The following is a 25,258-nucleotide window of genomic DNA, read 5'->3' as shown; positions in this document are numbered from 1 at the left end:
CGGGTTCCGTGACGGCAACGATTCTCGACGGTAAGGCAACGGCGACCGCCATAAAGGACGAGCTGCGCGCGCGGGTGGCCGCGCTGCCCGCGCCGCCCGGCCTGGGCACGATCCTGGTGGGCGACGACCCGGGCTCACACGCGTACGTCGCCGGCAAGCACCGCGACTGCGCCGAGGTCGGCATCGCCTCGATCCGCTACGACCTGCCCGCGACCGCCACCCAGCAGGAGGTCGAGGCGGCGGTGCGCGCCCTGAACGAGGACCCGGCCTGCACGGGCTACATCGTGCAGCTGCCACTGCCGGCCGGCCTGGACGAGCAGCGCATCCTGGAGCTGATCGACCCCGACAAGGACGCCGACGGCTTGCACCCGACAAACCTGGGCCGCCTGGTCCTGAACATCCCGGCCCCCCTCCCGTGCACCCCGAACGGCATCGTCCAGCTCCTGCGCCGCCACAACGTCCCCATCAACGGCGCCGAGGTGACAGCCATCGGCCGCGGTACCACCGCCGGCCGCCCACTGGGCCTGATCTTCACCCGCAAATCCGAGAACGCCACGGTCACCCTGTGCCACACCGGCACCCGCGACCTGGCCGCCCACACCCGCACCGCCGACATCATCATCGTGGCCGCCGGCTCCGCCGCCCTCCTGACCCGCGACATGGTCAAGCCGGGCGCCGCCGTCCTGGACGTGGGCGTGACGCGGATCGTCGACGAAACGACAGGCAAGGCCCGCCTGGTGGGCGACGTAGCCCCCGACGTGGCCGAGGTCGCCGGCTACCTGGCCCCGATGCCGGGCGGCGTAGGCCCGATGACCCGAGCCATGCTCCTGGCGAACGTGGTCGACCTGGCCGAACGCCGCTCGACAAACGCCTGACGCCCAACTTGAGGGGTGCACCGCGTCGACTCCAAGCACGGCGAAGCGTTCCATCGCCTCCACACCTCGTGCGGCGCTCCTCGTGCCCCGCTCCTCGTGCGGCGCTCCTCGTGCCCCGCTCCTCGTGCCCCGCTCCTCGTGCGGCGCTCCTCGTGCGGCGCTCCTCGTGCCCCGCTCCTCGTGCGGCGCTCCTCGTGCGACGCGAGGGCTGGGGTGCGGCAGCGAGCTTCGGTGTGGCGAAATGGCCCGCGGATCGACTGGTGGAGCGAGGTTCGCGCGGTGCGCCTTGAAGTGCGGCGCGCTGTGGGTGCGGCGGCTGAGGGCGCGGCGGCGAGCTTCGGCGTGGCGAAACGGTCCGCTGACCGACTGGCGGGGCGAGGTTTGCGCGGTGCGGCTTGGAGCGCGGCGGGCTGTGGGTGTGGCGGCTGGAGTGCGGCGGCGAATTCGGCAGCGGAGTCATCCTGAGGCGGCGCGGTGCCTGAGGTGCGATGGAGCAGTTCATCACCCGATCAACCGAGGCGAATTGCCGACCGCAGTGCGGCGAACGAGCGCCACACAGCAGCCCCACCCGCTTGGCCCGCCGCGCGCGGCTCGTTCGTAAGGCCGCCGGCGACCGACCGAAGCGCGGCCCGGTGATCAGCCGAGAGCTGATGAGCCTGGCGGAGCGGACGGCCCGTCGCGCGGCTGGCCGGCGGGCGTTGCCGCACCGAGCACAGCAAGCGAAGCACCGCAGCGAGCCAGGCACCGCAGCGAGCCGGGTCGAGCGCAGCAACCGAGGTAGCGCAGCAAGCCAGGCAGCGCGCGAGCCAGACACCGTAGCAAGCGAGGCACCGTAGCGAGCCAGGCACCGCAACGAGCCAGGCACCGCAGCAACCGAAGCACAGCAGCAACCGAAGCAGAGCGCAGCAAGCCAGGCAGCGCGCGAGCCAGACACCGCATCAACCGACGCAGCGCAGCAAGCGAGGCGTCGTAGCTCAGGCCCCGCCGGGCGCAGGTCGCCGGCGCCGATCATCGGTGTACCTCGTGGTGTAGCTCGTCGCGCACGGTGAAGCCGGCCCGCTGCGAGGCGAGGCAAGGCGGCGGGTGCGGGATCGGCGGTAGGCGGGTCAGGTGACGGTCAGGTACAGCCGGGTGGACTTCTCCTCTCGCGTGGCGATCACGGCGTGGCCGGCGGTGGCGGTGAGCTGGGCCTCGGGGCAGGCGGTGTTGCAGGCCACGGCTCGCTCCTCCTTGGTCGAGCCGTCGGCCGTGGCGATGGTCAGGAGCCGGAGGGCGCCCGCCGTGTTGCGCCACAGCACGTAGGCGTAGCCCTCCGCTGCGGTCATGGCGACCGGCTGGTAGCCGCCCAGGCCGCCCAGGCCCACGTTCCACTGGACCTTGCCGGTCTGGGCCTCGACCGAGGACAGGTGGGCCTGCGCGGAGCCGGGGTCGGCGTAGATGAGGCTGGCGCCGGCGGCGGCGGAGAGGGTGCCGGGGGCGTCGTGGCGGGTGCCGACGGAGCCGTTGGCCGCGTCCATGTACGTCGCCCGCTGTGGTGCGGCGCCGGTCAGGGTGACGAAGCCGGGGCCGACGGAGAGCACTCGCAGCTCGGCGGTGCCCCGCTGGATCGCGTGCCAGGACCAGGTCTCGGCGCCGGTCGCGGCGGCCAGGCCGACGGCGACGTCGTCGACGCCCTGAGCGCGGCAGCGCAGGGCCACCACGGCGGTGTCGGGGGAGCCGGCCAGGTCGGTGACGTCGCAGGGGGCGCCCCCGCGGGCCGGGGTCCAGCGCCAGCGCTCGGTGCCGTCGCGCGCGTCGATGCCGAGCACGACGCCCGCGCCGGACCCCGTCCCGGACAGGATCGCGGTGCGGCCGGCGGCGTGGACCGTCGCCATCTTCCCCGACCGGTACCGCTTCGAGAACCGCTCCGCGCCCGTATCCGCGTCCAGGGCGGTGACGAGCACTCCGTCGTCGGTCCCGAACGCGAGCACCACCGCGTCGTCGACCAGCCCCGCGGCCTGCGTGGGCAGGTCCGAGCGCAGGTATTGCCAGGCGATGGTGCCGCTGCTGAGCCGGACCGCCCGGACGCCGTCGGCGGCGCGGACGAGCGCCCGGTCCTTGCGGGCCCCGACGAGCTGCACACCCGCGAAGGGCTGCGGCCACGTCTGCGTCTGCGGGCCCGCAGTGGCGCCGCCGGCCGTCGTGGCGTCCACGAACCTTCCTTCGCGTGCCCAGGAGATGGCGAACCCCGCCAGCAGTGCGAGTACCACCGAAAAAATGCCCGCAGGAGCCCAATGCCGCCAGTCAGCGCCTGGAAGGCGGCCCACACCTGTCGCGACGAGCACCGCCCAGCCCAGGACCAGCGCCGCGGCCCCCACGACGGTGACCGGCCCGCCGAGCCCGATGCCGGCGCTCGGCTCCACCAGGCGGGCCAGCGCCACCGCGATCACGCCCGCCGCGATGCCGGCCACCCCCGCGACGATCGCGACCATCCGGGACCGGCGCGGGTCGGAGCGGGCGTAGACGAGGCACAGCGCGCTCAGCAGCGGCCCGAGGAACGCGACGCCGGCGATGGTCGTCAGGTCGGGGTGCCGGCCGCCGGCGATCGTCCACGGCAGCGCCAGGCCGGTGATGGTCGCGACCATACCGAGCCCGACGACGACGACGCCGGCTGCGCGTGCGGTGAGGTTCACGAGGACAGGATGACGGGTGGGTACGACAATTTCTCACCTGGGCCGGTCACGGCGCTTCTGCCGGTAGGCGGCCGACTTCGCGCGGTTCTGGCAGGCGAGTGAGCAGAAGCGGCGCGACGCGTTCTTCGTGGAGTCGAGGTAGTAGGCGTCGCAGACGTCCGCGGAGCACTGGCCGAGCCGATGCGTCTGGTGGGTGCCGACGAGAAAGGCCAGCGCGGTCGCGGACTCGGCGGCCCAGGCGTCGACGATCGGCGCGTCGGCCGCGTGGAACGCCAGGTGCGGCGCTTCACCGGGCGCGGCATGCAGGTTCGGTACTGCCCCGAACTCCGCCAGCACCGTATTGAGCGCGAAGGCCGCCATCAGCATGTCGCCGGCGATACAGGCCTCGATCGCGATGTGCAGGCGCCGGGCCGCCGAGGCGAGGTCGTCGACGTCGGCCAGGGACAGCTCGAACTGCCGGGTCAGCGCGTTGCCGGCCAGCTCCTCGAAGGCCTCGCCCAGACCGGTGTCGCCGGCGATCGGGCGGCCCTGCCGGGCGTCGATGGCCAGGTCGTTGACGAGCTCCAGACAGAGTTCGACCCAGTCCGCCACGTAACTGTCTATCGCGACTTGACCAGTGATGCCGCCGCCCGCTACCGTCACTGGCATAGCCTACCAAGGCAGTGACGGGGGAGAGCGTTATGCAGTTCGAGTTCACTGACGCGGGCCGGATCCTGGCCGGGATCGCGCTGTTGTCGATCGTCACCATCGAGTTCGGCGGATACTTCCTGACCCGGGTCGTGCGCGGAGCCGTGCCGATGACACCGTTCCAGCAGGCGTTCGCGCGGGCCGGGCACGCACACGCCGGCGTCCTGGTCACACTGGGTCTGGTCGGCGTGCTCTACGCCGACCTCGCCCGGCTCGACGGCGTCGTGGGCTGGCTCGGGCGGGCCGGAATCCTGGCCGCGGCGATCCTGATGCCCGGCGGGTTCTTCGCCTCGTCGGCGGGGAAGGACCGCACGCGGCCGAACGGCGCGATCGCGCTGGTCTGGCTGGGCGCGGCCGCCCTGGCCGCGGGTGCGCTCAGCCTGGGCATCGGCGTGCTGACCGCATGAACGCCATGAGGCCCAGCCGAAACGGCTGAGCCTCATGGTCGGAGGGTGCAATCAGGCGGCGAGACGCTTCGCGAGGTTCTGGTCCAGCGCGTTCATGAACTCGTCGGTCGTCAGCCACGGGGCGTCGCGGGAGATCAGCAGCGCCAGGTCCTTGGTCATCTGGCCGCCCTCGACGGTGTCGATGCAGACCTGCTCCAGGGTGTTGGCGAAGTTCGTGACCTCGGGGGTGCCGTCGACCTTGCCGCGGTGGGCGAGGCCGCGCGTCCAGGCGAAGATGGACGCGATCGGGTTCGTCGAGGTCTTCTCGCCCTTCTGCCACTGCCGGTAGTGCCGGGTGACGGTGCCGTGGGCGGCCTCGGCCTCGACGGTCTTGCCGTCCGGGGTCATGAGGACGCTGGTCATGAGGCCGAGCGAGCCGAAGCCCTGCGCGACGGTGTCCGACTGGACGTCGCCGTCGTAGTTCTTGGCGGCCCACACGAAGCCGCCCTCCCACTTCAGCGCCGCGGCGACCATGTCGTCGATCAGCCGGTGCTCGTAGGTGATGCCGGCCTTCGCGAAGTCGTCCTTGAACTCGGTCTCGAAGATCTCGGCGAACAGGTCCTTGAACCGGCCGTCGTACGCCTTCAGGATTGTGTTCTTCGTGGAGAGGTACACCGGGTAGCCGCGGTCGAGGCCGTAGCGGAACGACGCGCGGGCGAAGTCGCGGATCGAGTCGTCGTAGTTGTACATGCCCATGGCGACGCCGCCGCCGGGGAAGTTGGCGATCTCGAACTCCATCGGAGCGCCGCCGTCGGCCGGGGTGTAGGTGACGGTGACCTTGCCCGGGCCGGGCACCACGAAGTCGGTCGCCTTGTACTGGTCGCCGTGGGCGTGCCGGCCGATGATGATCGGCTTGGTCCAGCCGGGAACCAGCCGAGGCACGTTGGACATGATGATCGGCTCGCGGAAGACCACGCCGCCGAGGATGTTGCGGATCGTGCCGTTCGGCGAGCGCCACATCTTCTTGAGCGAGAACTCCTCGACGCGCGCCTCGTCGGGCGTGATCGTCGCGCACTTCACGCCGACGCCGTACTGCTTGATGGCGTTCGCGGCGTCGACCGTGACCTGGTCGTCGGTCTGGTCGCGGTACTCGATCGACAGGTCGTAGTACTTCAGGTCGACGTCGAGGTACGGCAGCACCAGCTGCTCGCGGATCTGCTTCCAGATGATGCGGGTCATCTCGTCGCCGTCGAGCTCGACGACAGGGTTGTTTACCTTGATCTTCGCCATCGGCCGGGCGCTCCTCTCGCGCTGCCCTCCCGCGACTCCGCCGTCGGACAGTCCTCGCTGATTCCAGCACTCTTCGCCGCGCTCCACCGGACGGACACTCAAAGTCCTCGTGGCCGCTTAGCAGTACGAGCGTACTGCATGGCCGAGCCGTGCCCACCGTCGACCCCGGTCGGCCCGGAAAATGCGCGCCGGCGGGCCAGCCAGCCGAGTGCCGCGAACCAGCCGAGGATCTCGATGACGACGATGCGCTCGAGCAGCCCGGACACGCCTGTCGTCGAGCCCTCGACCGTGGGGTCGAACGTCGCCAGATAGACCGCGACGAGCCCGAGCGTCACCGGCGCCGCGAACCGCAGCCAGGTGCCGAACCGCCGCCAGCCTGGAATTCGGCGCAGCGCCGAGCCGGTGACCCAGAAGCTGATGACGGGGCTGCAGAAGGCGAGCATGGCACCCAGCAGGTGCGGCTTGAAGGACTCCAGCGTGAAGATGCCGTCCGCCGCGCAGCCGATCGCCACCAGCGAGAGCAGCGCCGTCAGGGTCCGCCGCGACCTCGGTGTCAGTGCGGTGATGCACCGCAGGCTGCCCACGACCCCGACGCCGAGCAGGACGCCGGTGAGGACGAACGCCGCGTTCATGTACGGCGCGGTCGGGCCCAGGCCGAGTCCGCTGATCTGCGCACTGATCGCGGAGTACGGCTCCACGCGGACGTCGAACAGCGTGAACCCCGGGCTGACGAAGCCGAGGATCAGCCACGCCACGGTGAACAGGATCGGGCCGGCGACCGCTCCGGCGGCCATGGTGCGTGGGCTCATGACAAGCTCCCTCGACGCGTAATAGTTGAGCCCAACTATCCGACATCAACTATTACGCGTCAAGGGTGCTCTGGCAGCGGCCTTCAGATGCCGCGACCCCGGCGGTGCAGCGCGCCGAGCACGCTTTCCACCTTCACGACGCCCGTCACCGCGGCCAACGCGATAGCCGCGCGCGGCTCGCGCCAGTTCGAGCGCATCGCCGCCTTCGTCCACCGCCACGCGTCGCGCCGATTGCCGGTGGCGGCCGACCAGCACGCCAGCTGCCCGTAGACCCGACCCGCACCCGTGGTGGATCCGGCAATCTCCGGATGGCGGGACATCATCCAGCGCAGAGAGGCCATTTTTGTCCCGTACTCGTACGCGAACATCGAAGTCCGCCCCCACAGCACACGCACCAGCGGATCGTCCACGTGCACGATCTCGCCGCGTTTCACGGCCCGCAGCAGCAGATCCCAGTCCTCGTTCTGGCTGCCGGGCGCGTCCTCGGCGACCAGGCCCATCTCGTCGGCCGCGAACGCGGCCCGCCGGACCAGGAACGTCGAGGAGTGCAGCATCGACATGCGCGAGCGGATCAAGTCGTCCAGCCCGACGAGCGAGGCGCCCGCCAGCCGCGGCGTGAGCCGGTCGCCGAACTCCACCTCGATCGCCGACGTGCAGAACTCCGCCTGCGGCCGCTGCTGCAGCGCGTGCACCTGGCGACGCAGCTTCGTCGGCAGCCACACGTCGTCGTCATCACAGAACGCGACCAGGTCCGTGTCCAGCGCGACGATCCCGGTGTTGCGGGCGCCGGCCAGGCCGGGCTTGCGCAGGTTGGGCAGCACGTCGAGCGGCCGCTCACCACCCCGGCACAGGCTCGCGTCCGGATCGTGCTGGTCGAAGATCACGATGGTCCGGACCGGGCCCGGGTAGTCCTGCGCCACGATCCCGGCAACCGCGCGCCGCAGCAGCTCGGGGCGGTTGCGGGTCGGAATGATCACGCCCACGCTGGGCCAGTGGCCGGTCGGGATCATCGGACCCCCCGGTACCCGTAGGCGCCGAGCAGCGGCGCGGTCAGGGCGCTCACGACCCGGCGCTGACTGTGGGGCAGCGCCGTGCGCCAGGCGTCGTCGCGGCGCAGCGGCACCGGGCCGACGGTGAACCGCATCGGGTTGCCCGCCGCGCTGTGGCACGCCCCGAGCTCGGCGACGCCGTCGTTGATGAACGACAGGCCCCCCGGCTTGATGTCGATGAACTTCGACAGCTCCCGCAGGGTCGTCTCCGGCTGATCCAGGAGCTCCTCGTACCGCACCCGTTGCACCGGCACCCCGCAGCGATGCAGCGCCGAGAACGCCATGTTGTGCGCGTTCCACAGCAGAGCCGAGCGGCCGGGGGAGTACCGCGTCATCTCCTCGGCGTTGTCCGTCTCCGGTCGCGAGACCTTCTTCGTCCACGAGTACGCCACGCCCCGGCTGTCCCGCACCATGTGCACCACACGCAGGTCGATGCTCGGCGCGAAGCGCAGGCAGTAGGCGAGCGCGGCGTGCTTCGAGGAGTCGACGAGCACGTCGGCCCCGGAGACGATCGCGGCCGCCTCATACAGCCGGGCGTACCAGTCGGCGTACTCCTCCACCAGCAGCCGATGGGCCGGGCTCATCCGCAGGCTGGCCAGCCGCGGAATGTGCCGCGTGCGCTCGACCGCGTGCCGCAGCGCCAGCACCCGCCACACGTCGACGTGCTGCCAGCCGCCGAACGCCTTCTCGCCGACCGCCTGCCAGAACCCGCATTCGGAGAAGTGGTCCCCGCACGCGCACCGCTCGTCGCCGGCGATGTCGCGCTCCCAGAGGTGCACGACCTCCCCAAGCGGGCACACGCCGGGCAGTTCCCCCAGCAGGCGTTCGAGCAGCGTGGTGCCGCTTCGCCCCAGCCCCCCGAGGAACAGAACGCGTACCAAAGCGTCCTCCTTGGTCGTTTTGGTAGATATGCCAGTTTCGCTGGCATCTGTGAGGTCTAACGAGGAATTGCGGACGAACGATGCTGCGCAGCTACTCCCACACCCGCCGGGTCCCCGTCGGTGGACTGCCGATCGACCCCGTCACCGAGGACGAGGTGGTGGCCCGCGTGCTCACCGCACTCGAACGTGGCCGCGGCGGCTGGATCGTCACGCCGAACGTCGACATCCTGCGCCAGGTCGCCCGCGACAAAGCTCTCCGCGCCCAGCTCAGCGCGGCCGACCTCGTGGTCGCCGATGGCGCACCGCTGATCTGGGCCGCCCGCCTGGCCGGCCGGGCGCTCCCGGCCCGCGTGCCCGGCTCGGACCTGATCTGGTCCCTCTCCCGCGGCCTGGCCACCCGCGGCGGCAGCGTCTTCGTCCTGGGCGGCACCCCGGCGCAGGGCGACGAGCCCGACGGCGCCCGCCGAGCAGCCTCCCGCCTGGCCGCGGAGTGTCCCGGCCTGCGCATCGCGGGCGCCCACTGCCCACCGTTCGGCTTCGACCACAACCCGCGCCGCCTGCGGTCGGTCTGCGCCCGCGTCATCAAGGCCCAACCCCAGATGGTGTACGTCGGAATCGGCTTCCCCCGCCAGGAGCACCTGATCGCGTCTCTGCGCGAGGCACTCCCGTCCACCTGGTTCCTGGGCTGCGGCGCAGCCGTGAACTTCGTCGCCGGCGACGTCCAGCGCGCCCGCCCAGCGCTGCAGAAGGCCGGCCTGGAGTGGCTGGACCGCCTGGCCCGCGAACCCCGCCGCCTGGCCCGCCGCTACCTACGCGAAGACGCCCCCTTCGCCGCCGCCCTCCTGGCCCGTTCCCTCCACCACCGCCTAACCCGCCGCCCAGCCCACCGCGCCTAATTACCTCAAAAGCAATAAATCGGGACAAAAATTAGCGCTCTCCCACCGGCCGCCCAAACCGGCGAAAATCCCGACCACCAGCCAACCGGCCTCGAGACGTCCAATCACCGCCCACCCGCCGCGCGCAACCTGCCGCCCGGGACCGCAAAGCCGTCCAAGGTTCGCTTCTGGACGAGTAAGTCCTAACGGGTCCCCGAAGGTCGACGAACGGCAGGTCCTGACGGCGGTCCTGGACCACGACCCGGACCTGATGACCGAGCGACCCGGTCGGCTGATCGTCGCGGACAAGGACTATGTGTCCGCGGAACCGGACCGGTGGCCGGCCGAGCGCGGAGCGCGGCTGCTACGCCCGTCGTACCGCTCGGTCAACCACGTTGAAAGGCCAGCTCGACCTCGAACTGCACGGCGGCCGCAGCATCGAAGGCGTCGCAGCCCGCGTCGCTCAACGCCTCCAGGCCATGAACGCCGCGATCTGGCACAACCGCGCCGCAGACAACCCATGACCAGGTCACTGATCGCCTACGACCGCTGACCAGACTTCGAACTCACTCGTCTAGTCGGCCCCTCAGGCGCTCGGGCAACCGTTCACCCGGTAGAAGCCTGCGCAAACCACCTGCGAAAGCGCCGTCGAAGACACCACGGGGGCGTCATGGGGCACCGCAAACCCGCCGGTAACACCCGTGGCCGCGGCAACCGATCCGCAGGGCACGGCCAGACAGTGCGGCCGATCTCTGTGATCCTGGATCAACGTGCCCGCGCGTAAGGGCAAGCAGATCCGGGCCCCAGCCGTTCACAACCAGGTCGAGCTGAGCTGCACCCCGACCTACTCGTCCTGGACCAATACGACTTGCATAACCACCTGCGCAGGCGCAACGCCAACGCCGCTGGGCCTGACCACCACCACCAACACGGCGGCGTGAGCAACCCCGCCGACGCTTCCGGCAAGGACACGCGCATCGAGGCTGGTAACGCGCGCATCCAAGCTGGCAAAGCGCGAGAGGCCGGCTCGGCGTATCGGGGCTGGTCTACGCGATTTGCGGTTGAGTGAAGGCGCTCCCAAACGTGGGGTTCGGCCCGTGTGTGACTGCCGGCGCCGTTCCCAATTTGCACTTCTAGCTTAGCTCACACGTCCTAATCGACCTTGGAGTAAAGCGCAAATAGTAACGCAACAACAACCCTACGTAGCTACGAGTTCAGCTCCGTCGCGCGGACTGTGTCCATGTAGTGGAGTGCGGCTTCTCGGAGTGCGGCCTCTGCGTCCTCGCCCGCTGACCTGGCCTCGGCCACCGCCGCGAACAGGCGGCCGCCCAGTGACGTCGGTGGGGGTAGAGGTACGGGCAGGCTGGCCCGCTCCACGCGTTGGAGCAGTTTCGCGGTAAGCGCAAGCGCCGGCTGGGAGAGGGCCACGCCGTCCACAGTCGAGGCGCGAGACTTCTCGGCCTTCTTGATCTGCTCCCAGTTGGCGATGATCTCGTCGATGCCGCCGACTTCCGTGTCCGCGAAGACGTGCGGGTTGCGGCGGATCAGTTTGGCCACCAGGTCGCCGGCCACGTCGTCGATGGTGAAGCCGGACGTCTCCTCGGCCAGGCGGGCGTGCAGGATCACCTGGAGCAGCACGTCGCCCAGCTCCTCGCGGACCGCGGATGTGTCGTCGTCGCGGATGGCGTCGTAGAGCTCGTATGACTCCTCGAGCAGGAAGTGCGCCAGGCTCGCGTGGGTCTGGGCCCGCTTCCACGGGTCGCCGGCCTCGGGGTGCATCAGGCGGTCCATCACCGTGACCACGTCCAGGAGGCGGGCGCCCGCCGGGTCCCACGAGCCGTACACCAGCTCGAGCTCGGCCAGGCCGGGCTCGCGGGCCAGGCGCAGGCCGAGCTCCCGGGCGAACCGCGCATCGGATGAGCCGTCGTCCGAGGAAGAGGACAAGGAGGAAGAGGACTGCGAGGCGGAAGGGGACGAGGAAGGCGGAGAGGCCAGCCACACGACGGTGCCGTGCGCGTCGACGTGGGCCAGCAGCTCGTCGACGGAGGGAGCCATGACCGTGACCGAAGCGCCCGCGGCCCGCAGCGCGGAGACCTGCGCGGATTCGGAGGCGGTCAGGACAGGGTGGGCGCGGACCAGGTCCCAGGCCTGTGCGGTGAGCACCTCGGCCGGGAGACGGGGAGAGGTCACCAGCAAGATCACGCTGCCCGCCACGGCCGTCAGCCCTCCTCGAAGTGCTCCGGGAAGTCTACGGCAAGGTGGCGGCCCTCCATGACCACGGGCATGACCACCGGGCCGTACTGCGGGTTGACGGCGATGGTCCCCGCGTCGAGCACGTCGCCGAAGCGGCGTTGCGCACCGAAGAGCGGGCCCAGGTTGATGTTGGTCTTGAAGGTGTGGACGGCCTCGTCGTAGTCGGCGTCGGGGTCGGCGGCGCCGGCTTCGAAGAGGCGGTCGGCCTCGTCGTCGGTCAGGGGGCGGGCCAGCTCGGCGGCGGCCACTGACTGCAGGCCGGTGAGGTACCGCGTCCACAGCTGCACGTACGTGTCGGTCGGCGGCAGGCCGAAGGTCTCCGCAATCGTGTCGGCCGGCGCGGTGCGGGTGCCGAGGCCGCGCTCGGCGATGATCCGCTGCCCGGCGTCGGCCAGGACGATGAGGGAGACGACCTCGTCCCCGGTCGTGTGGACGATCGGCGGCGGTAGGAGGTTGGGGTCGGCGGCGCGCTTGCGGCCCCAGTCGGCGATGCGGCGGTCGGCCTCGGCGTTGACGTCCTTGACGATCCGGTCGACCTCGGCCGTGGAGACCGTCCGATCACCCAGATACACGGCGACGTCCGGCTGGGAGCGGCAACCCGCCAGTGCGGAACCGGCGGCGACGGTCAGGGCAAAGACGGCCGCGAGACGACGAGCACCCATAGTGCGCAACGATCTCACGGCCGTCGCCCGAATCACGGCTTCGCCGCGACGGGGTCACCCAGAACGGTCCGCAGCAGCTCCGCCGCCCAGTCCAGCAACTGCGTGTCACGCATGGGCTCGCCCCCGACCCGGCGGGTCGACGGGCGGGGCAGCGAGACCGTGTCCGCCGCGGCCTTGTACACCGACTCCGGGTACAGCCGCTTCAGGCGCATCTGCTTCGAGTCGGGCAGCGGCAGCGGGCCGAAGCGGACGTGCTTGCCCTGCAGCGACACGTCGGTCAGGCCGTAAGCGCGGGCCAGGAAGCGGAAGCGGGCCACGGCCAGCAGGTTGGCGACCGGCTCCGGCGGCTCGCCGTAGCGGTCCTTCATCTCGGCCACGATCTCGTCGAGGGCGGCGTCGTCCTTGGCCCCGGCGATCTTGCGGTAGATCTCCAGGCGGAGGCGCTCGGCCCCGATGTACTCCAGCGGGAGGTGCGCGTCGACCGGCAGGTCGATCTTGACGTCGGGCTCGTCCTCCTCGGGCCGCTCGCCCTTGAACTGCTGGACCGCCTCGCCGACCATGCGCACGTAGAGGTCGAAGCCGACGCCCTCGATGTGGCCGGACTGCTCGCCGCCGAGGAGGTTGCCGGCCCCGCGGATCTCGAGGTCCTTCATCGCCACATACATGCCCGCGCCCAGCTCGGTGTGCTGCGCGATCGTGGCCAGCCGCTCGTGGGCGTGCTCGGTGAGCGGCTTGTCGGGCGGGTACAGGAAGTAGGCGTAGGCGCGCTCGCGGCCGCGGCCGACCCGGCCCCGGATCTGGTGCAGCTGGGCCAGGCCCAGCAGGTCGGCCCGCTCGACGATCAGGGTGTTGGCGTTGGGGATGTCGATGCCGCTCTCGACGATGGTGGTGCAGACGAGGACGTCGTACTCCTTCTCCCAGAACCCCACCATGATCTTCTCGAGGGCGTCCTCGGTCATCTGGCCGTGCGCGACGGCGATCCGGGCCTCGGGCACCAGCTCCCGCAGCCGCCGGGCCGCCCGCTCGATCGACTCGACCCGGTTGTGCAGGTAGAAGACCTGGCCGTCGCGGAGCAGCTCGCGGTGGATGGCCGCGGAGACCTGCTTGTCGTCCTGGGCGCCGACGAACGTGAGGACCGGGTGGCGCTCCTCGGGCGGGGTGGCGATCGTCGACATCTCGCGGATGCCGGTGATCGCCATCTCCAGCGTGCGCGGGATCGGGGTGGCCGACATGGTGAGGACGTCGACCGACGCGCGCAGCTGCTTGAGGAACTCCTTGTGCTCGACGCCGAAGCGCTGCTCCTCGTCGACGATCACCAGGCCGAGCTGCTTGAACCGGGTCGCGGTCTGCAGGAGGCGGTGGGTGCCGATGACGATGTCGACGGTGCCGTCGGTGACCTTCTCCATCGTCAGCCTGGTCTCGGTGGGCGTCTGGAACCGCGACAGCTGCCGGACCTCGACCGGGAACTGCGAGACGCGCTCGGAGAACGTGTTGAAGTGCTGCTGGGCCAGCAGCGTGGTCGGCACGAGCACGGCGACCTGCTTGCCGTCCTGCACCGCCTTGAACGCCGCCCGCACCGCGATCTCGGTCTTGCCGTAGCCGACGTCGCCGCAGATCAGCCGGTCCATCGGGACCGACTTCTCCATGTCGCCCTTGACCTCCTCGATCGCGGCGAGCTGGTCGGGCGTCTCCTGATAGGGGAACGCGTCCTCGAGCTCCCGCTGCCACGGGGTGTCCGGCCCGAAAGCATGACCCTGCGAATTCTGTCGTACCGCATACAGCTGGATCAGCTGCGCGGCGATCTCCCGCACCGCCTTACGGGCCCGCGACTTCGCCTTCTGCCACTCGGAGCCGCCCATCTTGTGCAGGGTGGGGGCCTCGCCGCCGACATAGCGGGAGAGCTGGTCGAGCTGGTCGGTGGGGACGAAGAGCCGGTCACCGGGCTGGCCGCGCTTGGTCGCGGCGTATTCCAGGACGAGGTACTCCCGGTCGGCCCCGTTCACCGTCCGCTGGACCATCTCCACGTAGCGGCCGATGCCGTGCTGCTCGTGCACGACGTAGTCGCCGGCCCGCAGCTCCAGCGGGTCGATCTGGTTGCGCCGCCGACTGGGCATCTTGCGCATGTCCTTGGTGGACGCGCCGCGGCCGCCGGAGATGTCGGTGCCGGTGATGACCGCGAGCCGGGCCCCCTCGTCGAGGAACCCGAGCTCGAGCGATCCGGTGGTGACGGTGACGACGCCCGTCGCCGGGGGCGCGTCGATCCGGTCGACGACGTTGACGCCGAGGTCGGAGCCGCGCAGCACCTCGGCGGCGCGCTGGGCCGGTCCGGTGCCCTCGAACACCAGCGCGACCCGCCAGCCGTCGCAGGTCAGCCGCTTGAGATCGTCGACCACCCGGGCCGTCTCGCCGTGGTACAGCGGCACGGCCTGAGCCGAGAGCGTTATGGCCACAGCATCATCGGAGACGGCGACGACGGCGTCTTCGCCGAGACGCCAGGGCTCGTCGGGAGCGGCCGAATCGAGCGTGGCGGCGAACGGGCTCAGCGACCACCACGGCTGGCCCAGCGAGGCGGCGGCCGCCCGGACATCGCCCAGGTGGCGGAACGCCGCCGCGCCGAGGTCGATCGGGGCCTTCCCGCCCACCGCGGCCGCGGCCCAGCTGGCCTCCAGGAACTCGTCGCTGGTCCGGACCAGGTCGTGGGCCCGGGTCCGGATCCGCTCCGGGTCGCACAGCAGCACGTGGGTGCCCTCGGGCATGCAGTGCAGGACGAGCTCGAGGGAGTCGGTGCCGCCGAGCAGGGCCGGGGCCAGCGACTCCATGCCCTCGACGGGGATGCCGCCGGCGAGCTTGTCGAGCATCTCGGCCAGCTGCGGGTGGTCGGTGGACAGGGCCGCGGCCCGCTCCCGGACCTGGTCGGTGAGCAGCAGTTCCCGGCACGGCGGGGCCCACAGCCGCTCGACCTTCTCGATCGTGCGCTGGTCGGCGACGGCGAAGGAGCGGATCTCCTCGACCTCGTCACCCCAGAACTCGACCCGCAGCGGGTGCTCCTCGGTCGGCGGGAAGACGTCGAGGATGCCGCCGCGGACCGCGAACTCGCCGCGCTTGGTGACCAGGTCGACCCGGGCGTAGGCCAGCTCGGCCAGGCGCTGCGTGAGCGCGTCGAGGTCGGCCGAGCCGCCGGGGTGCAGCTCGATCGGCTCCAGGTCGCCGAGGCCCTTGAGCTGGGGTTGGAGGACCGAGCGGACCGGGGCGACAACGACCCGCGGCCGGGGCGCGTCGGCTGTCGGGTGGGCCAGGCGGCGCAGCACCGACAGCCGCCGGCCGACGGTGTCCGAGCGCGGGGAGAGCCGCTCGTGGGGGAGGGTCTCCCACGACGGGTACACGGCCACGGACTCCGGCTCCAGCAGGCACGCGAGGGCGGCGGCCAGGTCCTCGGCCTCGCGGCCGGTGGCGGTCACGGCCAGCACGGGCCGCTCGGCGGCGATGGTGGCGGCGACGAAGGCCCGCACGGCCGGCGGCCCGGTCAGGTCGACCTGGTCGCTGTGGCCGGAGCGGGCGAGGTCACGGGCCCGGGTGAGGGCGGGGTCGGCGAGCGCGGCGGCGGAGAGTCCTGCGAGCTTCATGGTGATTTCCGCCCAATGTCTCAGGAACAACGAAACGCACTGTCTCAGGAAGAACGAAGACGCACGGCAAACAACCCCGGCGCCCGGAGCGGGCGGGGGTGGTCGATGCAGACTCAAGAGTAGCCGGAGGGTATGACAAAAACGCGATCGGCCGAACACGACAAGAAACCGAGACGTGGCTCACCGGAACAGCACGGCGGGAAGACGGAGCCGATACGATGCCCGGGTACGACAGGGATAAAAACAGTGAAATACCGGACAGCGCCGTCCCCCAGCCGAGCCGAACACCTTGGAGGGGACACATGTCTGCCGACGCCCTCGAACAGTCGCGCGCGGACGCCGCCGACGCAGCCCTGCGCGCCGACATCCGCCGCCTCGGTTCGCTGCTCGGCCAGAGCCTGGTCCGCCAGGACGGCCAGCAGCTGCTCGACCTCGTCGAAGAGGTCCGGGCGACGGTGCGCACCGACCCGGAGGCGGCCGCCGAGCGCCTGCACGGCCTCGATGTGGTCACGGGCACCCAGCTGGCCCGGGCCTTCTCGACCTACTTCCACCTGGCCAACATCACCGAGCAGGTCCACCGGGCGCGCGAGCTGCGCCGGATCCGGGTCCGCGAGGGCGGCTGGCTGGAGCGCGCGGCGAAGCTGATCGCCGACCGCGGCGTGGGCGTGCGCGAGATCGGCTCGATCGCCTCGAAGCTGGCGGTGCGCCCGGTGTTCACCGCGCACCCGACCGAGGCCGCCCGCCGCTCGATCCTGACGAAGCTGCGCGCCGTCGGCGACGAGCTCGACGCCGAGGCCCTGGCCACCGCGCTCGACGGCTCGCTGGAGCCGGACAAGACCCGCACCGCCCGCACCGACCGGCGCCTGGCCGAGCTGCTCGACCTGCTGTGGCAGACCGACGAGCTGCGCCTGGAGCGGCCCGAGCCCAGCGACGAGGCCCGCAACGCGGTCTACTACCTGGCCGACCTCGCCGAGGGCGCCGCCCCGCAGGTGCTCGACGACCTCTACGACACGCTGCGCGATCTCGGGGTACAGCTGCCGCCGACGGCCCGCCCGCTGAGCTTCGGCTCGTGGATCGGCGGCGATCGCGACGGCAACCCGTTCGTCACCCCGGCCGTGACCCGCGACGTGCTGCTGATCCAGCACGAGTACGGCATCCGGATGGCCGAGGGCGTGATCGACACGCTCATCGACGAGATCTCGGTGTCCAAGCGCCTGCGCGGCGTCTCCCTGGACCTGTCGGCAAGCCTCGCCGCCGACCTCGACAACCTCCCGGAGCTGCCGGCCCGCTACCGCCGGGTCAACATGGAGGAGTCCTACCGCCTCAAGCTGCGCTGCATCCGCCTGAAGCTCGGCCACACCCGGGCCCGCCTGGCCACCGGCACCCCGCACAAGCCGGGCCGGGACTACCTCGGCACCGGTGAGCTCATCGCCGACCTGGAGCTCATGCGCGCGTCGCTGGCCCGCAACGGCGGTCAGCTGGCCGCGACCGGCAAGCTCGCCTCGGCGATCCGCACGCTGTCGGCGTTCGGCCTCCAGCTGGCGACGCTCGACGTCCGGGAGCACGCCGACGCGCACCACGACGTGCTGGCCCAGCTGTACAAGCGGGTCGGCGAGGTCGACTACCCGGCGCTGAGCCGCGACGCCCGCCAGCAGCTGCTCACCGACGAGCTCAACGGCCGCCGCCCGCTCGCGACCCGCGACACCGGGCTGACCGACACCGCGCGCAAGACGTTCGAGGTGTTCGCGGCCATCCGCGAGGTGCAGGAGCGCTTCGGGCCCGAGGTCGTCGAGACGTACATCATCTCCATGACCACGGGCATCGACGACGTGCTCGCCGCCGTGGTCCTGGCCCGCGAATGGGGCCTTGTCGAGGTGAGCGCCGGGGCCGGCTTCGGCGGCGCCTCCATCGAGTCGGCCCGGGCCCGGGTCGGGTTCGCGCCGCTGCTCGAGCAGGCCCGTGAGCTGGAGATGGCCGGTGAGCTGCTCGATGAGCTGCTGTCCATCCCGGTGTACCGCGCGATCGTGCGCGCCCGCGGAGACGTCCAGGAGGTGATGCTCGGCTACTCCGACTCCAACAAGGACGCCGGCATCACGACCTCGCAGTGGATGATCCACAAGGCCCAGCGCCAGCTGCGCGACGTCGCGGCCCGGCACGGGGTGCGGCTGCGGCTGTTCCACGGCCGGGGCGGCACCGTCGGCCGCGGCGGTGGCCCGACGCACGAGGCGATCCTGGCCCAGCCGTGGGGCACGCTCGACGGCGCGATCAAGGTGACCGAGCAGGGCGAGGTCATCTCCGACAAGTACACGCTGCCGGCCCTGGCCCGGGAAAACCTCGAGCTGACGCTGGCCGCGGTCCTGCAGAGCGCGCTGCTGCACACCGAGCCGCGCCAGCCGGCCGAGGCCCTGGCCCGCTGGGACTCGGCGATGGAGACGGTGTCGACGGCGGCCTTCGCCAACTACCGGGCCCTTGTCGAGAACCCCGACCTGCCGGCGTACTTCTGGGCGGCCACCCCCACCGAGCTGCTGGGCGCGCTCAACATCGGCTCGCGGCCGGCCAAGCGCCCCAACGCCGACGCGGGCCTGTCCGGGCTGCGGGCGATCCCGTGGGTGTTCGGCTGGACGCAGTCGCGGCAGATCGTGCCCGGCTGGTTCGGCGTCGGCAGCGGCCTCAAGGCGGCCCGCGAGGCCGGCCTGGGCGACGTGCTGCGGGAGATGCACGAGAAGTGGCACTTCTTCGCGACGTTCCTGTCCAACGTGGAGATGATGCTGGCCAAGACCGACCTGGAGATCGCCGGGCGCTACGTCGGGACGCTCGTGCCCGAGCCGCTGCAGCCGGTCTTCGACGTGATCCGCGCGGAGTACGAGCAGACGGTCGCCGAGGTCCTGGCGATCACCGGCGAGGCGGCGCTGCTCGACCGCCAGCCGGTGCTCCAGCGCACGCTCGGGGTCCGCGACAGCTACCTGCTGCCGCTGCACCACCTGCAGGTGTCGCTGCTCGACCAGTACCGGGCCAGCAAGTCGGCGGACAGCGGCAACTGGCCGACCGGCCGCCGCTCGTCGCCGGACCCGGCCCTGGAGCGGGCGCTGTTGACGACCATCAACGGGATCGCGGCGGGCATGCGCAACACCGGCTGAGGCCTATGGCAGTCTTGCGGGGTGTCTGTAGATGGATTTGCGTTGCCGGATGACGTACTACGCGACGCTCCTACCTACACGCCCAAACCGTCCGAGCTCGCCGACCTGGAGCTGCTGGTGTCAGGGGCGTACGCGCCCCTGACCGGCTTCCTCGGCTCGGCCGACCTGATCGCGCTGCGCCGGACCGGGCGGCTCGCCGACGGCACCGCCTGGCCGGTCCCGGTGACGCTGGAGCTGCCCCGCCCCGTCGCGGAGCAGCTCGACGTGGCCGACCCGCGCAAACGGGTGCTGATCCTGGCCGACCTGGAGGGCGCACCGGTCGCGGCGCTCGACACGACCGAGGTGTACCCGGCCCGCAAGACGACGATGGGCGTGGCCGGGCGGGTGCGCCGGCTCGGCGACGGCGGGCACGGCGCGTTCCGCCGGATGCGCCGGACCCCGGCCGAGGTCCGCGGCTCGCTGCCGGCCGGGCGGATTCTCGGGGTGATCGCCGACCGGCCGCTGCACCGCCCGCAGCTGGCCCAGATCGCGCGGGCGGCCCGGACGCTCGCCGCCCACCTGGTGGTGCTGATCCCGGTCGACGGCCCCGGCCCCGACGGCCTCGCCCCGGAGGCGCTCGTGCGCTGCGTCCTGGCGGCCCGCGACCGGATGCCGGCCTCGACGATCGTGGCCCTGCCCCTGCCGCACCATGACGGCGACGACATCCGCGACGCGATGCTGCGGACCCGGGTCGCCGCGTCCTACGGGGTCACGCACCTGCTCGCCTCCAGCGAGTCGATGCTTTCCGGTGGCGGCCTGCGTGTGCTGGTACCACGGGAGCTGGCTTATGACGGACGGGACGGCCAGTGGCGCTCCCTGGACGACATCCCGCCCCGGCACCGGCGCCTGCCGCTGACCTTCGCCGAGATCGACGATCACCTGGACCGCGGCACGATCCTGCCCGAGTGGCACACCCCGCCCGCGGTCGCCCGGGAGCTGGCCCGGGCCCGCCCGCCCCGCCGGCAGCGCGGCCTGGTGGTGTTCTTCACGGGCCTGTCCGGCAGCGGCAAGTCCACCATGGCCACCGGCCTGGCCGACGTCCTGCTGGAGACCGGCGAGCGCACCGTCACCCTCCTCGACGGCGACATCGTGCGCCGCCACCTCTCGGCCGGGCTGGGCTTCTCCGCCGAGGACCGCGACACCAACGTCAGGCGCATCGGCTGGGTCGCGGCCGAGGCCGCCCGGCACGGCGGGGTGGCCATCTGCTGCCCGATCGCCCCCTACCGGGACGCCCGCGCGGCCGCCCGCCAGTTCGCGCACAACGCCGGGGCCGGGTTCGTGCTGGTGCACGTGTCGACGCCGCTGGCCGAGTGCGAGCGCCGCGACCGCAAGGGGCTCTACGCGAAGGCCCGGGCCGGGATCATCAAGGGCATGACGGGCATCGACGACCCGTACGAGGAGCCGCTCGACGCGGAGCTCACCATCGACACCACCGACCGCTCCCAGGGCGAGGCGGTCACGACGGTCCTGCGCTACCTCGGGAGCAACGGCTGGCTCGACCCCCGGCCGATCCCCTGACGAGACGGACGGGTGAATAGGGCGAATCGCCCACTACGAAGTGTGCGGTGACGGCGTTAAGGGCTGGAGAACCTTGACGCCGAAGGGGCCGCCGCTCAATGGACGCCAACCGCCTGCACACCGCCGAACCCGACTCCTCCGGCGTCGATCTCCTCGGCATGGCCCGGCGCCACTGGTGGCTGGTGCTGGTGCTCGTCCTGGTCGGGGTGGCCGGCGCGATGCAGTTCACCAGCCTGCAGACCAAGGTGTACGAGTCGTCGACCTCCGTGCTCGTCTCGCCGATCGGCAACGGCCAGGACGCGAACTCCACCTCCGGGCGCACCAAGGGCGACATCAACCTCGACAACGAGGCACAGCTGGTCGCCAGCACCACCGTCGCCACCGACGCCGCGGCCCTGATGCGCTCGACGGTCCCACCGGACACGCTCGCCGCCAGCGTGCGGGTGGAGGTGCCGCCGAACACGACCTTCCTGGTCATCACGTTCTCGGCCAGCACCGCCGGGCAGGCCCAAGCCGGCTCGCACGCGTTCGCCGAGGCGTACCTGCGCAACCGCGAGGAGTCCGCCAAGGCCGACGTGGCCGGGCGCATCGCCATCCTCAACGACAAGATCAACCAGCTCAACGCCGGGCTGACCCAGATCAACACCAAGCTCGCGGTGCTCAAGCAGACCGACCCCAACCGGCCCAACCTGGAGAGCCAGCGCAGCACCGCCACCGCGCAGATCAACACCCTGGCGGGCCAGCTCAACCAGCTGCTCACCACGACGGTCAGCGCGGGCAAGATCACCCGGGACGCCGACCTGCCGAGCACCCCGGTCAAGCCCAACCGGCTGCTCAACCTGGCCAGCGGCGCCATGGTCGGCCTGCTGTTCGGCGTCGGCGCGGCGATGCTGCGCGAGCGGCTCGACCAGCGCGTGCGCCGCCCCTCCGACCTGCCCCGCCGGGTCGACATGGGCGTGCTCGCGGCGGTACCCGGCCGGGTCAAGCCGCGCCTCGACGACGTCTTCGCGCCGTTCGGCGCGGGCGGGCGGATCTTCAACCGGCTGCGCAACGAGGTCCTGGCCAGCATCCCGGCCCCGGCCGGCGGTGACGCCCGGGTCGCGCTCGCCGGCCAGGTCGTGGTCGTCGCCGGGGCGAGCCGGGGTGCCGCGTCGACGGTCGTCGCGGCCAACCTCGCCGCCGCGTTCGCCCGCACCGGCGCCGAGACCGTACTCGTCTGCGCCCACCTACCCGACAGCATGGTCGACACCGCCTCGGTGAACCGGATGCTCGGCGTGCGTGCGGTCCCCGGCCTCTCCGACGTCCTGGCCGGCCGTTTCTCGCTCAGCAGCGCCACCCAGCGCGCGCCCCGCCACCCCAACCTCAGCGTCGTGACCACCGGCGGCACCGCCAGCGCCGGCGGGCTGCTGCAGTCGCAGGCCCTGCGCGACACGCTCGCCACGCTGCGGGAGCGGGCCGCCTACGTGGTGGTCGAGGCGCCCTCGACGGCCACCAGCGCCGACGCCCAGAGCCTGGCCGCGCTGGCCGACGCCGCGATCGTCGCGGTCGAGCTGCGCCGGACCCGCAACACCGAGATCGCCGACGCCGCCGATCAGCTGCGCCGGGTCGGCACCCCGCTGCTCGGCGCGGTGGTGCTGCCGAAGCTCGCCGCGCCGCGGGCCTCCGACGATCAAGCCGCCGCCCCGGCTCTGCCGACGATGGCCGACGACATGACCGCGGTGATCGAGAAGATCCCGGCGAAGGAGCCGGAGAAGGAAGAAGAGCCCAAGCGCATCCGCAGCACCCCCCAGACGCCGCCGGTCAACAAGACGAAGACCGTGCCGCCGCCGAGCCGGCCGGCCCGCGCCACGATCTCGGTCACGCGCATCCCGGCCGAGGCCCCCAGTGAGAACGGTGCCGACAAGCGCCGATGACCATGCTGACCAGCCACCCCTCCGCCGAGCCGGCACTCGGCGCGCCGCCCTCCGTCCGCCGCCGGGTCCACCGGCTCAACGCCTGGCCCATCACCGGCATCCTGCTGCTGTACCCGCTGTGGTGGGCCCTGGGCCTCGGCGTCCTGATCTTCTTCCTGGCCGCTGTCCCCATGCTGTGGTCGCTGATCCGCCACCGCGCGGCCGGGCACGTCGTCAAGCTGCCGCCGGCCTTCATGCTCTGGCTGCTGTTCCTGGCCGTCGTCGGCTTCGGGCTGTTCACGCTCGGCGCCGACCCGGCCGGGACCGTCCCCGGCACGTGGCACAGCCGCTTCGTGTCCTACGCGTTCCGCCTGGGCGGCTACGCGGCCCTCACCGTGCTGCTCGTCTACGCCGGCAACGTCGAGCGCCGCGCGCTCACCCAGGAGCGCCTGGTCCGGCTGCTCAGCTGGCTGTTCGTGGTCACCGTCGCCGGCGGTGTGCTCGGCATGCTCGCGCCGCGCTTCGAGTTCACCGCACCGTTCGAGCTGCTGCTGCCCAAGCACGTGCGCAACGACGGGTTCGTGCAGTCGATGATGCACCCGACGGCGGCGCAGATCATGAACCTGCTCGGCGGGGAGACGCCGCGGCCGGGTGCGCCGTGGGGATACACCAACACCTGGGGCAACAACGTCTGCCTCCTGGTGGGCTGGCTCGCGGTGGCCGGCTTCTGGCTGGCCCGCAAGCGGCGCACGAAGATCTTCGCGGCGGCGACGCTGCTCGTGTCAGTCGTCCCGATCGTCTACTCGCTCAACCGCGGCCTGTGGATCGGCCTCGGCGTGATGGCGTTCTACGTGGCCGTCCGCCTCGCGCTCAAGGGCCGCCTCGCCGCGCTCGGCCTCATCGCCGTCGTCGCGGTCGGGCTGGCCGTGGCCCTGGCCGTGACCCCGCTCGGCGACGTCGTGAACGCGCGGGTCGACAACGGCAAGTCCAACGGCGTGCGGATGTACACCACCGTGAAAGCCGTCACCGGCATGCAGGAGTCGCCGCTCATCGGCTTCGGCTCCACCCGCAGCACCATCGGCGGGCGCAACTCGATAGCCGTCGGAGAGAGCGCCGACTGCGAGCGCTGCGGCAACTTCACCATCGGCGGCAACGGCCAGCTCTGGCAGCTGCTCTACGCGCACGGGCTGCTCGGCACCCTGTCCTACCTCGGCTTCTTCCTGGCCGGCCTGTGGCGGTTCCGGCGCGACACCAGCCCGATCGGGCTCGCCGGAGGCGCCGCGCTCGTGTCCAGCTTCGCGGCCATGCTCTGGTACAACAGCCTGGTCACCCCGCTGGCCCTGACGTTCCTGGCGTATGCCGTCCTGTGGCGCAACCAGCAGAGGGGTTTCAGCCAGCCATGAGTCCGATCAAGACCGCGCCGGCCGCATTGCAGGTGGACGACGAGCAGCTGCGCGCCAGGTACATCGAGGAAGTCCTGAGCGTGCTGTACCCCGGCTCCGGGCCCACCGCCACCGAGTACCTGGTGATACCCAACGCCCGCAAGCCCCGGCTCCTGGTCCCGGCCGACGACCGCCGCGTCGCCGCCGGAGCCGTGCGCCGTTACGCCGAACCGCAGTCGCGTCTGGCCCGGCTGAAGCGGGACGCCGTCGTGGCCGCGCTGCGCACCGGCGCGTCCGGGATGCTGCTGCGCGACCGCCTGACGGTCCGGCCCGGTGCCGACAGCATCGACGCCTACCTGGCCCGCCACCTCGGCGCCGGGCTGCGGCTCAGTGTCCACATCGGACCCGCACGGGCCAACCGCAAGCCGGTGCTGCAGCTGCTCGACGGGGCCGGGCGCACCCTCGCCTTCGCGAAGCTCGGGACCGCGGCGCTGACCCGCCGGCTCGTGCGGGCCGAGGCCGACGCGCTCGCCGCGGTCGGGGCCGCGGGCCTGACCCAGATCCAGGTGCCATCGGTGCTGCACGCCGGGCAGTGGGGCGAGCACGAGGTGCTGGTGCAGTCCGCGCTCCCCGTGTGGCAGCCCCGCGTGGCCATGCCGGCCTCGCGACTGGCCGCGGCCATGCTCGAGGTCGCGCGCTGCTGCGGTACCGGCCAGGGGCGCCTCAACGGCAGCGGCTACTGGAACCGGCTGCGCGCGCGCCTCGACGCGGTCGAGGGGCATGCGGAGGGGGCCGCCCTGCGCACCGCCGCGGAGCGCGTCGCCCGCGCCGCCGGCGACGTCGAGCTGCGCTTCGGCTCCTGGCACGGCGACTGGTCGCCGTGGAACATGGCCACCGTCGAGGGCTCGGTGCTGGTCTGGGACTGGGAGCGGTTCACCCCCGGCGTCCCGGTCGGCTACGACGGGCTGCACCACGCGCTGCAGCTGGGCATCGCCCGCGCGCCCTCGGCCGGCGACGCCGTCAACGAGCTCGTCGCGGCCGCGCCCGACCTGCTGCTGCCCTTCGGCGTGGCCGGGCGGCAGGCGGTCGACGTGACCGCCCTGCTGTACCTCATCGACCTGGCCACCCGGTACGTCACCGACCGGCAGGCGGAGGCCGGCGCCCGGCTGGGCGTCCTCGGCAGCTGGCTGCTGCCCGTCCTCGTCGCGCGAGTGGAGGCGCTGTAACC

17 protein-coding genes and 1 pseudogene are annotated in these 25,258 nt (G+C 71.8%); 9 read left to right on the top strand and 9 right to left on the bottom strand.

Going from position 1 to position 25,258, the window contains the following annotated elements:
• Positions 1 to 8: 8 nt before the first annotated feature.
• Positions 9 to 875, top strand: a complete 867-nt coding sequence (locus Dvina_RS49370) for a bifunctional methylenetetrahydrofolate dehydrogenase/methenyltetrahydrofolate cyclohydrolase (RefSeq protein ID WP_223098941.1) — start codon at positions 9 to 11, stop codon at positions 873 to 875.
• A 1,106-nt stretch (positions 876 to 1,981) separates the two neighbouring features.
• Here Dvina_RS49370 and Dvina_RS49365 read toward each other — a convergent pair.
• Positions 1,982 to 3,547 (bottom strand): PQQ-binding-like beta-propeller repeat protein, encoded by a 1,566-nt coding sequence (locus Dvina_RS49365; RefSeq protein WP_223098939.1) that lies wholly within the window; start codon positions 3,545 to 3,547, stop codon positions 1,982 to 1,984.
• A gap of 33 nt (positions 3,548 to 3,580) precedes the next feature.
• Positions 3,581 to 4,138, bottom strand: a complete 558-nt coding sequence (locus tag Dvina_RS49360; protein WP_223098936.1) for a CGNR zinc finger domain-containing protein — start codon at positions 4,136 to 4,138, stop codon at positions 3,581 to 3,583.
• 89 nt (positions 4,139 to 4,227) lie between these two features.
• On the opposite strand from Dvina_RS49360, the gene Dvina_RS49355 reads away from it, so the two are divergent.
• Positions 4,228 to 4,641, top strand: a complete 414-nt coding sequence (locus tag Dvina_RS49355) for a hypothetical protein (protein WP_223098934.1) — start codon at positions 4,228 to 4,230, stop codon at positions 4,639 to 4,641.
• Between the two features lie 51 nt (positions 4,642 to 4,692).
• Here the strand turns inward: Dvina_RS49355 and Dvina_RS49350 are convergent, their stop codons facing one another.
• From Dvina_RS49350 to Dvina_RS49335, 4 genes are all read right to left on the bottom strand, one after another.
• Complete coding sequence (locus tag Dvina_RS49350; protein WP_223098931.1) at positions 4,693 to 5,910, bottom strand: NADP-dependent isocitrate dehydrogenase; 1,218 nt, start codon at positions 5,908 to 5,910, stop codon at positions 4,693 to 4,695.
• A gap of 98 nt (positions 5,911 to 6,008) precedes the next feature.
• Entirely contained in the window at positions 6,009 to 6,719 is a 711-nt protein-coding gene (locus tag Dvina_RS49345) for a DUF998 domain-containing protein (RefSeq protein WP_223098928.1), read from the bottom strand.
• An 83-nt stretch (positions 6,720 to 6,802) separates the two neighbouring features.
• Positions 6,803 to 7,696: a glycosyltransferase gene (locus Dvina_RS49340; protein WP_246655824.1), complete on the bottom strand. Its 894-nt coding sequence runs from the start codon at positions 7,694 to 7,696 to the stop codon at positions 6,803 to 6,805.
• Positions 7,697 to 7,725: 29 nt separating this feature from the next.
• On the bottom strand, positions 7,726 to 8,649 hold the full coding sequence (locus Dvina_RS49335) for a sulfotransferase (protein WP_223098924.1): 924 nt from the start codon (positions 8,647 to 8,649) through the stop codon (positions 7,726 to 7,728).
• Positions 8,650 to 8,729: 80 nt separating this feature from the next.
• On the opposite strand from Dvina_RS49335, the gene Dvina_RS49330 reads away from it, so the two are divergent.
• Positions 8,730 to 9,545, top strand: coding sequence for a WecB/TagA/CpsF family glycosyltransferase (locus Dvina_RS49330; RefSeq protein ID WP_223098922.1), 816 nt, complete (start codon positions 8,730 to 8,732; stop codon positions 9,543 to 9,545).
• A 190-nt stretch (positions 9,546 to 9,735) separates the two neighbouring features.
• A pseudogene (locus Dvina_RS55900) lies at positions 9,736 to 10,077 on the top strand (IS982 family transposase); the annotation flags it as partial.
• 653 nt (positions 10,078 to 10,730) lie between these two features.
• Here the strand turns inward: Dvina_RS55900 and Dvina_RS49320 are convergent.
• The 3 genes from Dvina_RS49320 to mfd are packed head-to-tail and all read right to left on the bottom strand — an operon-like array spanning position 10,731 to position 16,062.
• Entirely contained in the window at positions 10,731 to 11,738 is a 1,008-nt protein-coding gene (locus Dvina_RS49320; RefSeq protein WP_223098920.1) for a nucleoside triphosphate pyrophosphohydrolase, read from the bottom strand.
• 5 nt (positions 11,739 to 11,743) lie between these two features.
• Positions 11,744 to 12,439, bottom strand: a complete 696-nt coding sequence (locus Dvina_RS49315) for a hypothetical protein (protein ID WP_223098919.1) — start codon at positions 12,437 to 12,439, stop codon at positions 11,744 to 11,746.
• 32 nt (positions 12,440 to 12,471) lie between these two features.
• The gene (gene mfd, locus Dvina_RS49310) at positions 12,472 to 16,062 is read right to left on the bottom strand and encodes a transcription-repair coupling factor (RefSeq protein ID WP_223098917.1); all 3,591 of its coding nucleotides are present in this window, start codon (positions 16,060 to 16,062) and stop codon (positions 12,472 to 12,474) included.
• Between the two features lie 302 nt (positions 16,063 to 16,364).
• Here mfd and ppc point away from each other — a divergent pair, with 302 nt between their 5' ends.
• The 5 genes from ppc to Dvina_RS49285 all read left to right on the top strand — a co-directional run bounded on the left by ppc (position 16,365) and on the right by Dvina_RS49285 (position 25,256).
• Positions 16,365 to 19,199: a phosphoenolpyruvate carboxylase gene (gene ppc / locus Dvina_RS49305; RefSeq protein ID WP_223098915.1), complete on the top strand. Its 2,835-nt coding sequence runs from the start codon at positions 16,365 to 16,367 to the stop codon at positions 19,197 to 19,199.
• Positions 19,200 to 19,220: 21 nt separating this feature from the next.
• A complete protein-coding gene (cysC, locus tag Dvina_RS49300; protein ID WP_223098913.1) occupies positions 19,221 to 20,756 on the top strand; it encodes an adenylyl-sulfate kinase in 1,536 nt (511 codons plus the stop codon).
• 98 nt (positions 20,757 to 20,854) lie between these two features.
• A complete protein-coding gene (locus Dvina_RS49295) occupies positions 20,855 to 22,669 on the top strand; it encodes a Wzz/FepE/Etk N-terminal domain-containing protein (RefSeq protein WP_223098911.1) in 1,815 nt (604 codons plus the stop codon).
• Positions 22,666 to 24,051 (top strand): O-antigen ligase family protein, encoded by a 1,386-nt coding sequence (locus tag Dvina_RS49290; protein WP_223098908.1) that lies wholly within the window; start codon positions 22,666 to 22,668, stop codon positions 24,049 to 24,051. The genes Dvina_RS49295 and Dvina_RS49290 overlap by 4 nt, the downstream gene beginning before the upstream one ends.
• A complete protein-coding gene (locus Dvina_RS49285; RefSeq protein ID WP_223098905.1) occupies positions 24,048 to 25,256 on the top strand; it encodes a hypothetical protein in 1,209 nt (402 codons plus the stop codon). Before Dvina_RS49290 ends, Dvina_RS49285 begins: the two co-directional genes overlap by 4 nt.
• Positions 25,257 to 25,258: the final 2 nt, after the last annotated feature.

Source organism: Dactylosporangium vinaceum (genome assembly GCF_019904175.1).
In the GTDB taxonomy this organism is placed as follows: domain Bacteria; phylum Actinomycetota; class Actinomycetes; order Mycobacteriales; family Micromonosporaceae; genus Dactylosporangium; species Dactylosporangium vinaceum.
This window is presented reverse-complemented; position numbering and strand designations above follow the sequence as displayed.